This window comes from Vreelandella rituensis (genome assembly GCF_003336665.1).
Classification (GTDB): Bacteria; Pseudomonadota; Gammaproteobacteria; order Pseudomonadales; family Halomonadaceae; genus Vreelandella; species Vreelandella rituensis.
The window spans coordinates 22,970-35,746 of the sequence record NZ_QPIJ01000009.1; the positions used below are offsets into that span (position 1 = coordinate 22,970).

At 58.9% G+C, this 12,777-nt stretch carries 11 protein-coding genes; 4 read left to right on the plus strand and 7 right to left on the minus strand.

Features of this window, described 5'->3' with window-relative positions:
- Positions 1-92 precede the first annotated feature (92 nt).
- Positions 93-1,121 carry a Fe(3+) ABC transporter substrate-binding protein gene (locus tag DU506_RS05955; protein ID WP_114486086.1) on the minus strand — a complete coding sequence of 343 codons (1,029 nt, stop codon included), beginning with the start codon at positions 1,119-1,121 and terminating at the stop codon, positions 93-95.
- Between the two features lie 204 nt (positions 1,122-1,325).
- Between DU506_RS05955 and DU506_RS05960 the strand changes: the two genes are divergently transcribed.
- The gene (locus DU506_RS05960) at positions 1,326-2,453 is read left to right on the plus strand and encodes an ABC transporter ATP-binding protein (RefSeq protein WP_114486088.1); all 1,128 of its coding nucleotides are present in this window, start codon (positions 1,326-1,328) and stop codon (positions 2,451-2,453) included.
- On the opposite strand, the gene DU506_RS05965 is transcribed toward DU506_RS05960, so the two are convergent.
- From DU506_RS05965 to dctP, 4 genes are all read right to left on the minus strand, one after another.
- Positions 2,406-4,022, minus strand: coding sequence for an ABC transporter permease (locus DU506_RS05965; protein ID WP_114486087.1), 1,617 nt, complete (start codon positions 4,020-4,022; stop codon positions 2,406-2,408). The genes DU506_RS05960 and DU506_RS05965 overlap by 48 nt on opposite strands.
- 330 nt (positions 4,023-4,352) lie before the next feature.
- Positions 4,353-5,684: a TRAP transporter large permease gene (locus DU506_RS05970; RefSeq protein WP_114486027.1), complete on the minus strand. Its 1,332-nt coding sequence runs from the start codon at positions 5,682-5,684 to the stop codon at positions 4,353-4,355.
- Positions 5,681-6,181, minus strand: a complete 501-nt coding sequence (locus DU506_RS05975; protein ID WP_114486028.1) for a TRAP transporter small permease subunit — start codon at positions 6,179-6,181, stop codon at positions 5,681-5,683. Before DU506_RS05975 ends, DU506_RS05970 begins: the two co-directional genes overlap by 4 nt.
- Positions 6,182-6,248: 67 nt before the next feature.
- A complete protein-coding gene (dctP, locus tag DU506_RS05980; RefSeq protein ID WP_114486029.1) occupies positions 6,249-7,352 on the minus strand; it encodes a TRAP transporter substrate-binding protein DctP in 1,104 nt (367 codons plus the stop codon).
- A 331-nt stretch (positions 7,353-7,683) separates the two neighbouring features.
- On the opposite strand from dctP, the gene DU506_RS05985 reads away from it, so the two are divergent.
- Positions 7,684-9,843 (plus strand): tRNA(Met) cytidine acetyltransferase TmcA, encoded by a 2,160-nt coding sequence (locus DU506_RS05985; RefSeq protein WP_114486030.1) that lies wholly within the window; start codon positions 7,684-7,686, stop codon positions 9,841-9,843.
- Between the two features lie 87 nt (positions 9,844-9,930).
- On the opposite strand, the gene DU506_RS05990 is transcribed toward DU506_RS05985, so the two are convergent.
- Positions 9,931-10,404 (minus strand): Dps family protein, encoded by a 474-nt coding sequence (locus DU506_RS05990; RefSeq protein ID WP_114486031.1) that lies wholly within the window; start codon positions 10,402-10,404, stop codon positions 9,931-9,933.
- Between the two features lie 173 nt (positions 10,405-10,577).
- The gene (locus DU506_RS05995; protein WP_114486032.1) at positions 10,578-11,723 is read right to left on the minus strand and encodes a glycerate kinase; all 1,146 of its coding nucleotides are present in this window, start codon (positions 11,721-11,723) and stop codon (positions 10,578-10,580) included.
- Between the two features lie 102 nt (positions 11,724-11,825).
- On the opposite strand from DU506_RS05995, the gene DU506_RS06000 reads away from it, so the two are divergent.
- Positions 11,826-12,389, plus strand: a complete 564-nt coding sequence (locus tag DU506_RS06000; RefSeq protein ID WP_114486033.1) for a hypothetical protein — start codon at positions 11,826-11,828, stop codon at positions 12,387-12,389.
- Complete coding sequence (locus tag DU506_RS06005) at positions 12,386-12,775, plus strand: hypothetical protein (RefSeq protein ID WP_235825455.1); 390 nt, start codon at positions 12,386-12,388, stop codon at positions 12,773-12,775. Before DU506_RS06000 ends, DU506_RS06005 begins: the two co-directional genes overlap by 4 nt.
- The last annotated feature ends 2 nt before the right edge of the window (positions 12,776-12,777 follow it).

Consider the following 12,777-nt stretch of genomic DNA (forward strand, 5'->3'; position numbering starts at 1 on the left):
CGAAAGGGCGTGTTTCTCAGACGCGCTTGCTCCAAACAAAAAGCCCGCAGAGCAATCCGCGGGCTTTTTGACGAACCGGTGGGGTCTAGCGCTTAGCGCCAGCCGACACGGTCGAAGATACGTACCGCTTCAGGGTTGTTTTCACCCAGAATGCTGATATTCAGCTCATCGCGCTTGAAGTCGCCCCAGGATTCCAGTACCTCGGATTTTTCCACGCCTTCCACGACCGGGAATTCATTGTTGCCGGCTGCGAAGATTTCTTGAGCGTCGTCGGATGCCAGGAACTCCAGGAAGCGAACGGCGTTGTCATGATGCGGTGCGTCTTTCACCACCCCGGCACCGCCAACGTTGATGTGAGTGCCACGGCCATCCTGATTGGGGAAGATGATGCCGACTTTCTCGGCAGCTTCACGGTCCGACTCGTTGTCGGATTCCAGCAGGCGTACGTAATAGTAGTGGTTGGCAACCGCCAGGTCGCACTCTCCGCTGGCCGCGCCTAGGATCTGGTCCGTGTCCCCACCTTGCGGCTGGCGTGCCATGTTGTCGACCACGCCTTGCGCCCACTCTTGGGCACCTTCTTCACCGTGATGCGCGATCATGGAGGCGAGCAGCGACTGGTTGTAGATATTGTTCGAAGAACGAATGCAGACCTGGCCTTCGAATTTGGGGTCGGCAAGATCTTCATAGCTGGTGATTTCGCTGGGATCGATGGCGTCGCGGTTATAGAAAATAGCGCGGGCACGCTGGCTGAAACCGAACCATTTGCCTTCCGGGTGACGCATGGCGTCAGGCAGACGCTCGTTGAGAACCTCGGATTTGACCCCTTCGAAGATGCCTTCCTGTTCAGCGCGCCACAAGCGGCCGGCATCCACGGTCATCATTACATCAGCGGGGCTGGCCGAGCCTTCACGCAGAATACGCTCGATAAGCTGGTCGGAATCGCCTTCGAGAACATTGACCTTGATGCCGGTCTGTTCGGTGAACACATCATACAATCCCTGATCAGAGTCGTAGTGGCGTGCTGAGTAGAGGTTCACTTCCTCGGCGGAGACGTTGGTGGCAAAAGCAGCGCCGGTGAGCAGGGCAGCGAACGGCAGGACGAGACGTGAGTGGGTAAGCATTGAAAGCCTCTTGGTGATGGGTGCCTGATATTGAATGATAATACGTTGCATTCGGTTTTGCTATTGAAGCGCTTGTCTCCTATGTTGTCAACTATTGAAAGCGCTCCGTGTTTTGTAAATGCGAGTACAATTGCAACGTATTTACGAACGTTTCGCGTTACCATGGAAAACAACTTTTTCTCGTACAGTCGAGCCGATTTCACTATGAATAGCCAACTGAATCTATCCACTGTCGAGCATCCTGCGTCAGGACAGGCGCCGGTACTCGCCATGCACAACATTCGTCATGCTTATGGCCAGCACGTTGCCCTGGAAGATATCAGTCTGGAAATGCAGCCGGGGGAGGTGGTTTGCCTACTCGGCCCTTCGGGGTGTGGCAAGACCACTTTGTTACGTATCGTTGCTGGTCTCGAAGTGCTGCAACAGGGCAGCATGGCCTTCAATGGCACCACCATCAGCGCTCCCGGTATGGCGCATGTGCCGCCGGAAAAGCGCAACGTGGGCTTGGCGTTCCAGGATTCAGCGTTATTTCCGCACCTTACCGTGCTCGAGAACATTACCTTCGGCCTCAAGTCCCTGCCCGGCCGTGAGCGTCGTCGGCGTGGTATGGAGCTACTTGAGCAGCTGGGCATGAAGCAGTTTGCCTCCACTTATCCGCACACCCTTTCAGGCGGGCAGCAGCAGCGTATCGCGTTGGCCCGGGCATTGGCGCCGGAGCCGCAGTTGATGCTGCTGGATGAGCCGTTTTCAAGTCTGGATGCGCGGCTGCGCGATCGTATCCGCGACGATACGTTGCACTTGCTGAAGAAGGTGGGGGCGGGTGCGCTGTTGGTGACTCACGACCCGGAAGAAGCCATGTTCATGGCCGACCGCATCGCCCTGATGCACGAAGGGCATATCTTGCAGATGGGAACGCCACGCGAGCTTTACTGCGCCCCCCGGCATCCTTTCGTGGTGTCCTTCTTCGGCGACGTCAATGACCTGGAAGGCGAAGTGAAGAATGGGGCGGTGGAAACGCCGGTCGGGTCGGTGACGGCCCCGGGGCTGGCGGAAGGCTGTCGCGTGCAAGTGATGATCCGCCCCGAGGCGTTGAATGTAACCGAACTTGACGAGCCGGCGCTGCATCGGCGTAGCCACATCATCATGGCTAAATTACTGGGTCGCACCAGCCTGTTGCATATCTGTGCCCACGATACCCAAGGCCATGAGTCGCACCTGCATGCGCGGATGCCCGGGGTTTTTCTTCCCGCGGAAGGGCAGCCGGTTTCGATTCAACTGGACCCTTCACAGGTGTTTGTCTTTCCTCTCAACCTGGTCGCTGCCGGGGCGTGAGCGACGCATGGCCACACTGAGCAGAATCACCGGAATGATACCCACCGCCACAATGGTCAATGAGGCGGTGGAGGCTTCGGCAAGCCGTTCATCCGCCGCCAGGCTGTGAGCCCGAACCGCCAACGTATCGAAATTGAAAGGCCGCAGAATGATCGTGGCCGGCAACTCCTTCATCACATCGACGAAAACCAGGATTCCGGCGGCCAATAGGCTGCCGCGCATGATGGGGGTATGCACTCGGCGCAGGGTGCCACCCGGCGTTTGTCCCAGGGTCCGTGAAGCTGCATCCATGCTGGGAGTTACCTTGCCCAGGCTGGCTTCCAGGGTATTGAACGAGACGGCCAGAAAGCGTACCACGTAGGCGTACACCAGAATGAAGGCGGAGCCACTGAAGATCAGCCCTGCAATGATGCCGTAATGTTCGCGCAAGAAACTGTTGAGCTGATCATCCAGCCAGGCGAAAGGGATCAGGATGCCCACCGCGACCACCGACCCGGGCACGGCATAGCCCATGGCTGCAATGCGAGTAGCGCCACGTGTGACCGGGCCGGGGTGAAGGCGTACTCCGTAGCTCAGGATAAGCGCCAGCCCGACTGCCATGGCGGCGGCCAGCGTCGCCAGTACCAGGCTGTTAGCCGCAAAATCAATAAACTGGGTGCCGAACAGACTGTCACCCTGGCGCACGGCAAGATGGCCCAAAAGAGCGCTGGGAAGCAGAAAGCCGATCAATATCGGCAAACCGCAGGCACTAAAAGCGACCAGGCTGCGCCAGCCGCTGAGCTGGTATTCGGGTAGCTGCTGATAGCGGCTCGACGTATGAAAGTAACGCCGTTTGCCTCGCGACCAGCGCTCCAGCAGCACAAATACAATGATGAATGCCAGCAGGCAGGCCGCCAGTTGGGCGGCAGCCACTTGCTCGCCCATCCCGAACCAGGTGCGATAGATACCGGTGGTAAAGGTATCCACACCGAAATATTGCACCGCACCGAATTCATTGAGCGTTTCCATCAATACCAGCGAAACCCCACCGACAATCGCCGGGCGTGCCAGCGGCAATGCGACGCTGCTGAATAGCCGCCAAGGGCCGCGACCCAAGGTTCGTCCCACATCCAAAACGCACACCGATTGCTCGAGAAAGGCGACCCGCGCCAGCATGTAGACATACGGATAAAGCACGAGCGTGATCAGGGTGGCCGCGCCCCCCAGCGACCGGATATTGGGAAAGTAATAATCGTCTCGACCCCATTCGAAGATCGCCCGCAACCAGCTTTGCAACGGCCCGGCATACTGCAGGAAATCAGTGTAGGCATAAGCAATGACGTAGGTCGGTACCGCTAACGGCAGCAGTAAGGCCCATTCAAAAAGCCGACGTCCCGGAAAACGGCACATCACCACCAGCCAGGCTGTGCCGGTACCGATCACGAAAGTGCCCATGCCCACCGTTACCACCAGAAACAGGGTATTACTCAGGTAGCGACCCAAGACGGTGCTGGCAAGGTGCTGCCAGATCCCGTCGGTGGGCATGAAAATATGCGCAAGCACCGTTATCACCGGCAGGGCTACGATCATGGCAATGACAATGGTCAAAGCGCTCCAGGCATTGAAGCGCAGTGACAACCGCCGAGTAAGTGAGGGATGTCGTAGAGTGTCTGAACGGGACAAGCGGTAACTCCTTCCGATAGGTAGGGCGAAAACCAGCTGAATGTAATTGGATAGCGGATGAGAATAGTATCACTTGGTGCCTATATCTGCAGCCTGTGTCAGACCTTTGAGCGCGTGCCAACCCAGAAACCACCATCTAATAACCACAACGCCCGCCGCTTTTCAGCGGCGGGCGTTGTACTTATCAATACGTACTCATCAACCCGAAGGAAGTCTCCTAACCCCAGGGGAAAGAGATTACCCCACCAGGATGGCCGGCAAGCCGGTAATCAACCAGGGGAAGAAGGCCATCAGCAGGCACGCCAGGATAATCAAGGCCACGAAGGGAATCACCGCCTTGTACAGGTCGACGATTTCCACCCCGGGCGGTGCCACCCCTTTGAGATAGAACAGGGCGTAGCCGAACGGCGGCGTCAAAAACGAGGTCTGCAGCACCACCGCGACCATCACCACGAACCACAGCATATCCACGCCCATGGCCTCGACGATGGGCAACATGATCGGGAAGCTGAGCAGCACGATGCCGGTCCAGTCGAGGAACATGCCCAGAATGAACACCAGAAACAGCATCAGGATCAAGGCCCCGGTTGTGCCGCCGGGCATGGCCAGCACCAGGTCGCTGATCACGCTCATGCCACCACCCCTGGAGAACACCCCGGTGAAGGCCGTGGCCCCGACCAGGACCAGCATGACCATGGTGGTGGTCTTGCTGGCATCAATCAGGGTGTTGTAGCAGGTCTTGAGCTTGCGGTCGCCAAAGATCATGAACAGCAGAAAGGCGATGAATACCCCGATGGCCGAGGCTTCCGTGGCCGTGGCCACACCGGTGAACAAGGCCCCCAATACCCCGAGGATCAATGCCATGGGCGGCAGAACGTACTTGAACAGCATGATCAGCAGTTCGCCGGTGCTGGTCTGGGCGCGCTCTTCCGCCGGCACCTTCGGGCCGTACTCGGGCTTGATGTAGCAGATGATCAGCACATAGAGCGCGTACATCACCCCCAGCATCAACCCCGGGATCAAGGCCCCCGCAAATAGCGCCCCTACCGAGACCGGCGAGTAGCTGGCCATCAGGATCAGCATGATGCTGGGCGGAATCAGGATGCCCAGGCAGCCGCTGGCCATGATCACCCCGGCGCTCAGCTCCTTGTTGTAGCCATACTTGAGCATCGGCACCAGGGCGATCATGCCCATTACCGCTATCGAGGCACCCACGATGCCGGTGGTCGCGGCCAGCAGCACCGACACGATGACCACCGTCAAGGCCAGGCCGCCCCGCAGGTTGGCGAGTAACAGACGCATGGCATCGAACATCTTCTCGGTCACCCCCGAGTCGTTCAGAAACCGCGCCATCAACACGAACAGCGGGATCGCCACCAGCACGTAGTTGTCCATGGCATTGCCATAGATGTTGTTGATCAGGGTGCCCATCACATTCAGGCCGGGCCCCACAAGGGCACCGATCACCGCGACGCCGCCCAGCACGAACGCCAGGGGATGGCCCATGAACAGGCCCACCATCAACCCGGCGAACATCACCAGGGTGAGCATTTCCGGACTTAAATTCATGCCCGTTCCTCCCGCAGTTGCTGAATAGCCCGGATGAAGATCGCGATGCCTTGCAGCAGGATCAGTACCGCCGCCACGAAGATGACGCCTTTAATCGGGTAAACCGGAATCGCGACCATGCCATAGGTGGTTTCACCGCGGCTGAACGAGCGCATGAAGAAACTCCAGCCGAGGCTTATCAGCATCCACATGAAGGGCACGAAGAAGATCAGGTAGCCGATGATGTCTAACATCGCCTGCTTCTTGCGTGAGAGAATCCGTTTGATCACATCGACTTCGACGTGAGCATGGTGGCGCAGCCCGTACGCCGCCATCAGCATGAAGTGAGCCCCGAACAGCATCTTGGTGATGTCGAAAGCCCAATCGCTGGGGCGACCGGTGAAGAAGCGCAATGCAATATCGTAAAGAACTATGAGCGCGATAATCGCAATCAGCGGCGCAATGATTCGCCCGAACACTTCATTGAGCGTATCGATCGCCTTGGCAATTGCATTCATGGAGGAACTCCGCAATCAATACGAAAAAACCGCCCCGATGCCAGGCATCGAGGCGGCGTTGAGTGCCTTACAGGCAGGCTTCGATTTCTTCCAGGGAGGGCAGGTTGTCGATGGTACGGCTCATGTTGAACGGCGCGGTAATATCACGCCAGTTAGCGTAATGCTCCATGTAGCTGACCATGGAATGATAAACCTTGGCATGCATTGGATCTTCACAGGCACCGCGAACGATCACTTCATTGGTGATGTCTTGAATGCGTGCCAAGTCTTCCTCGGAGAACTGATTGATTTCGACACCGGCTTCCTGGAACTTGATGGTGCCTTCGGTGGAACCGCGCTCCGACCAGGAAAGCGACCAGGCCATGGTGGCTTCGGCAGCGATCTTCAACTTATCTTGGGTTTCTTCGGAAAGCGCGTCCCAGGCATCCTTGTTGATCATCACGCCGAAGACACTGGCGGACTGGTGCCAGCCCGGCGTGGCCCAGTATTCAGCCACTTCAGCAAAGCCTGCTTCGTAGTCGACGCCCGGCGTGGAAAATTCACCGGCGTCGATCACGCCGCGCTCGATGGCCTGATAGACTTCACCGCCGGCGAGGGTGACCTGTGAGCCGCCAAGCTCTTCCAGAACGCGTCCTTGGTCACGTCCGGAAAGGCGGATGCGCTTGCCGTCGAGGTCGGCCAGGCTTTCGATGGGGGTGCGACCCATGAAGCCGGACTCGTTATTGGTGATCCCGTACGGCAGGTAGACCATGTTGTAGTTGCCGTAGACTTCCTGATAGAGGTCGAATCCACCCCACTGTTGAATCCAGTTCAGGTAATCCACGCCGTTGAACAGGCTGGTGGTAGTGGCCAGCGGCGAAAAGGCCGGGCTGCGGCCTGCCCAGTAACCGGGCCAATCACCTGCGGCTTCAATGCTGCCGGTTTCGGTGGCATCAAACACTTCGGTGCCGGGCATCAGGGTGCCGCCGGCACGGAAGTTGATTTCCAGCTCGTCACCGGCCAGTTTATTGACCAGGTCAGCCCAGTGGCGGTCGATTTCGATCAGCGCCAGGTTGTCCGGCCAGGTGGTGGTCATGGTCCAGCGTTCCTGGGCCTGAGCGGTAGTGGAAAGGGCGGCAAGGGCGACACCGGCGGCGAGACCGGTAATGGCAAATTGAGTCGTTTTTTTCATGGAATATTTCCTGGCGTTTGGCTTGTGAAATTGTTGGTCTTGATCATCGGGAAATAGGATGACGCAGTTGACGTATACGTCTGACAAAGCCTTGCCTAGTCGGTCAACCGCCGACTCAAGCTAGCATATTTCAACCGTTGCGACGCAATATCAGAAAGTGGTTGTTAAACCTTGCGCCAGTGGGTGCTTCTACTATTAAATATTATTTAATTCAGTGATTTATAATTTTTATTGATGCGTTTAAAGTCCCTGTCAGAAATTGAAAACCGTTGAAAAGCGGGTTGTGTTAATACCAAAGTTGTAAGCTAATCGCCTATTTAAAGGAACATGCATGCCGCATTTCTCCTCCAGCGAAACCCCGATGCGTGCCGCCGGCCTGGTGGTTCGTCATGCCTGTCGGCTGAAACGGCGAGGCTGGCGTAATCTGGTGTGGTTGCGTGGCGATGCAGTTGACTGCCATCGACTAGCCCTGGCGTTATGGCAAGCGCATTCCTGGCAGGCGCCTCTCTGGGTGGGAAACCCGGCACCAGTCACTGACGCAATCAGCCCACGCCAGGCACGCACGCGGTTGGGCGCCGAGCATGGGCTGGTCATCATCGACGCGGTAAGCCAAGGCAATGGGTTTGACCCGGACGCCCTGGGTGCGCTTTCCGGCACCCTGCAAGCCGGAGGGCTATTGGTATTGATGACGCCGATTGCCTGGGGCGAAACCCCGGATGCCGACTATGTACGGTTTGCCGATTATCCCCATGCCTGGCCCTCGTTATCAGCCAATTATCTGAAGCGCTTGGCGCAGCTGCTGCATCGCTCCAGCCAGGTAGTGCATTGGCAGGCTGGCCAATGCCCGCATTTGCCCAGGCTTCCGGCAAGGCCGAAGCCAACAGTTGTAAGCGAACACGATCAAGCGATGGCGCCTGAATGCGTGACGCTCGACCAGGCAGCGGTGGTCCAGCAACTGACCCACTTGCGTCGCCGCCGACCGATTGTGATCACCGCCGACCGTGGGCGCGGCAAGAGTGCCGCCCTGGGAATCGCCAGCGCCCAACTGCTGCAATCCGGTGTGGCATTGGTGGTGCTCAGCGCGCCTCGCCCGAGTGCCGTCGAAGCGGTATTCGCCCGGCTGGAAGTGCTGTGTCCGCAAGGCTTGCGTGATGGCTTACGCTTTGTGCTTCCCGACGTCGGTGAGGTTCGCTTCGTTGCGCCGGATGTCCTGACGCGCCAAGTGGCGGAAAGCAGTCTGGGCGGCAAGGGTAGCTATCTACTGGTAGATGAAGCCGCCGCGATTCCCGCGGCCCTGCTCGGTACTTGGCTGGAAGCCTTTCCACGCATCGCTTTTGCCACGACGATTCATGGCTATGAAGGCTCAGGGCGTGGTTTTGCTTTGCGTTTTCGCGCCCAACTGGACCAACGCACCCCCGATTGGCGTCAAATCGAGATGCAGACGCCGGTGCGCTGGACAAGCGGGGACCCCTTGGAAGAGGTCACGTCGTCGCTTCTATTGCTCGACGCCCAGCCGGGGCCGGTATCCTCTCAACCGGTTGAGGTGGTCTCGCTAGAGCGAGCGGAGCTGGCGCACGACGAGCCTCGCTTGCGAGCGGTATTCGGTCTGCTGGTGCAGGCGCACTATCGCACCACGCCTAGCGATCTGCGTCAGTTGCTGGATGGCCCCGGTACGCGGTTGCAGGTAGTCAAGGCGAAGGGTTTTTTGCCACAGGCGGTGCTGGTCACCCGGGATGAAGGCGGATTCGATAGTGAGATGGCGGACCGGGTAGCACGGGGCGAACGACGCCCCCAAGGCCATTTGCTGGCGCAGTCGCTTGCCGCCCATGCCGGTTCTCGCGAGGCGGTAACGCGGCGCTGGCGGCGAGTGACGCGTATCGCCACGCACCCAGAGCGCCGCCGTGAAGGCTTGGGCCGGGCATTGATCGACGCGGATATTCCCCTGGCGCGCGCGCAAGGCCGTGAAATTTACGGTGCCACCTTTGGTGCCGACCCTGATTTGCTGGCCTTCTGGCGTGCGCTAGGTTTTATTCCGCTGCGCCTGGGCTTGAAGCGGGACACGACTACCGGGGAGCATGCGTTGATGGTGGCGCAAGGACTTACGGCGCAAGGAAGCGCCTTGGTTGAGCAGCTACGCCAGCGTTTCCATGCGGCCCTGCCTGGGTTGCTCGCCTTTGAACTGACCAATTTGCCGGCCGCGGTGGCGACCGCCTTGCTCGCCGACCTGCCGAAACCCGCCGTCTCGGAAGCGATGCGTCAGGATCTTGAGGACGTGGCTTTCGCCCAGCGTGAACCGGCCCTGGCGCGTCCGGCGATTCAGGCATTGGTACTGCATGGGTGCCAAGGGCGATTGGCCGTAGAGGACCAGCAAAGTTGCCGGCGACTGGTGGCCTGGGCTTTCCAGGGGCGGGCTCTGGATAAAGCGCGGGGCGCGGCAACGCTTGAGTTGCGAAAAGCGGTGGCTGCGCTGCTGCATGCCGGGGTGCTTTGATCGGTGAAACCTAAAAGATCGGCACCACTGGAACGGTGCCGATCTTTTAAGAAGCTCTATCTCAAAAAAACACTATCTCAACAAGCTCTACCCCAGGTAGGCATTGAGCATCCAGACGGTCTTTTCCTGCTCGCGGATATAGTCTCCGGCCTGGGAGGCGGTGCCTTCGTCATCGGCATCCGAGGCCAGCGACAGAACGTCACGCTGCAGTTCGATCAAGGTCTGGTAGCCCTTGAGAATGCCTCGCACGCAGGCTTCGCCATCATGTACGTCCTTGGCTTCCTGGATGTCGGCCATCGTCACGTAATCGCTGTAGGCGTGTACCGGCGTGTGGCCCAGGGTCAGGATACGTTCAGCGACTTCATCCACCTTGGTCAACAAATCGGTGTAGAGTTCTTCGAACTTGGTGTGCAATTCGAAGAAGTTGGAGCCTTTCACGTTCCAGTGATAGCCACGCACGTTCATGTAAAAGATCTGATAGTTAGCCAGAAGGTGATTGAGCTTTTCAGCGAGTTGGCTGGCGCTGCCTTCGTGCAAACCGATGCTGTTGGTCTCTGTCATGGAATATCTCCTTGTCTGGTGCGCTCATTTTGAGCGATTGCCCACGCTTCAGGGTAAAGCGCTCAGCGAAAGAGGAAAAGTAACTTCTACTTATCGTTGCGATAGGGCTGCGCGATTAACCTCTTCCACCCTAAATGCTGACGGTGGCTAGATTTTTCAAGAGCGAAGGTTTTTCAAGGTCGAAGCGCTGAGCTTGCCTGCCACAGCCGAATCACGTTCTCGCAGCGGTCGGCGAGGAGTTCGGGGGTATGGCGCAGCGCCTGTTCCAGAGACATGGGGCCGTCCGCTAGAGCAAAGGCGGCCGTGACCCCTTCTTTCAGACAGGCATGCCAGTTATCTCCCAGGCTTCCGGCCAGTACCACCACCGGTTTGGCGTGCTTCCGGGCCAGGCGTGCCACGCCAATGGGGGTCTTGCCGGAAAGGCTCTGGCCGTCCAGGCGGCCTTCGCCGGTAATCACCAGGTCCGCCCTGGATAGGTGCTCGGTAAAGTGAGTCTGTGCCATGATCATCTCGATACCCGGGCGCAGTTTGGCCCGCAAAAAGGCATGGGCGGCAAAGCCCATTCCGCCGGCGGCACCGGCACCGGCTAGCTCACGGTAGTCCTCGCCCAGCGTTTCGGCGGAAATAGCTGCAAAATGCCCAAGCGACTGATCCAGAATGACGACATCCTGTGCGGTAGCGCCTTTTTGCGGGCCGAATACCACGCTCGCGCCACGTTCGCCCAGCAGGGGGTTGTCCACATCCACCGCCGCTTCAATGCTCAATTGTAAGAGCCTGGGGTCCAGCTGGGTAATATCCAGGCTTGCCAGGTGGGCAAGTGCCTTTCCACCGGCAGGCAATGGTTGTCCCTGGGCATCCAGCAAACGAGCCCCCAGGGCGCTAAGCATGCCGGCACCGGCATCGTTGGTGGCACTGCCGCCCAGCAGTAGCAAAAGCCGTTTTGCACCTTGATCGAGGGCTGCGCGAATCAGCTCGCCGGTGCCGAAGGAGGAGGTATGTCCGGCATTGCGTTCTTGCGGCGCAAGGTGCTGTAGTCCATTGGCTTCGGCCAGCTCGATATAGGCAGTATGCTGCTCGGCAAGCCAGCCCCAGGCGGCCTCGATGGGGCGTCCCAGCGCATCTTGCACCGTCGTCGAACGTCGCTGAGCGCTGGTGGCGGCAATCAAGGCCTCAAGGCTTCCCTCGCCACCATCGGCCAAGGGACATGAAACCACTGTGGCGTCAGGGTCGGCCCGCAGCACGCCGCGAGCCATGGCCGCAGTGGCCGCCTGGGCACTCAAGGCGTCCTTGTAACTGTCCGGACAAAGCAGGATATTCATGGGCACGATCTCCGCAAACGGCTGTCAGTGAGGCGTAGCATAGTGAGCTTAACGCGAGCCGGTGGCGCCGGACCAGACAAGCCGCTTTCCAGAGGATTCCCAATGCAGTGGAAACTACTCAGTATGGTCGGAGTGCTAGGGCTGGCAGGCTGCCAGGTAGTGCCGGACCGCTTGCCGCAGGCAGAACCCGACCCGGACCCGGCTTGCCATTTCGTGAGCGAGGCCGCCGACCCCTTGGCGGCCGGGGTGGAAGTATTGATCGAATGGGGGTTCTCGCTGGATGCGTCGGATACCGACCTTGGCCTGGTCAGTGTCAGCCGTAGCAGTGAACTGCTGGCCTATGATCCTTGGCACGACCTCAATGGCTGGTATGGAGGAGGCACTCGGGTTTTCGGAAGTATCGGGCTGGGCAGTCGGGGAGGTTTTTCAACGGGTGTCATGCTGGGCTACGGCGGTATCGGACAGCGGCCCACGGAAGTGGAGCGGGTAACGCTACTGGTCGATGAAAATGAGGTGCGGGTGTCACGCGATATTCGCCGCTTCGATCAGCTCGGGGAGCTGCGCGAAGCGCGCAGTGCCAGCGATGCTGGTTTCTGTCAGCGCCTGGATCAAGCCATGGCAGCGTTTTCTCAAGAGCCTTCTCAAAAACAGGAAGCCGCGCCATGAGTTGCCGTCTGCTAGCGGGTTGTTTATGGCTGGTCATGTTGGCGGGTTGTTTATGGCTGGTCATGTTGGCGGGCTGTGCCGCCACACCGCCTGTGCCTCCGAGTGAAATGACACTTTCGGCACCCGCCGAAACGACATTGCGTCAGGCGGTTGAGCTGCTGGTGGAACAGGGATACGTGATTCGGCATGCCGACCTTGCACTGGGGCGCGCGGAAGCGTCGCTGGCACGCTGGCCAGAATATCGCGTGACACTTCAGGTGATCGAACAAGGCGAGAATGCTAGCCTTGTTCGAATAATGGCGCAACGGGGTGGAAAACCTCTGCCCGCCTACCTGCTTGACCCTTGGTTAGCCAGCCTTCAGGCCAAGGTGGGGTTGGTTCCCTGAAT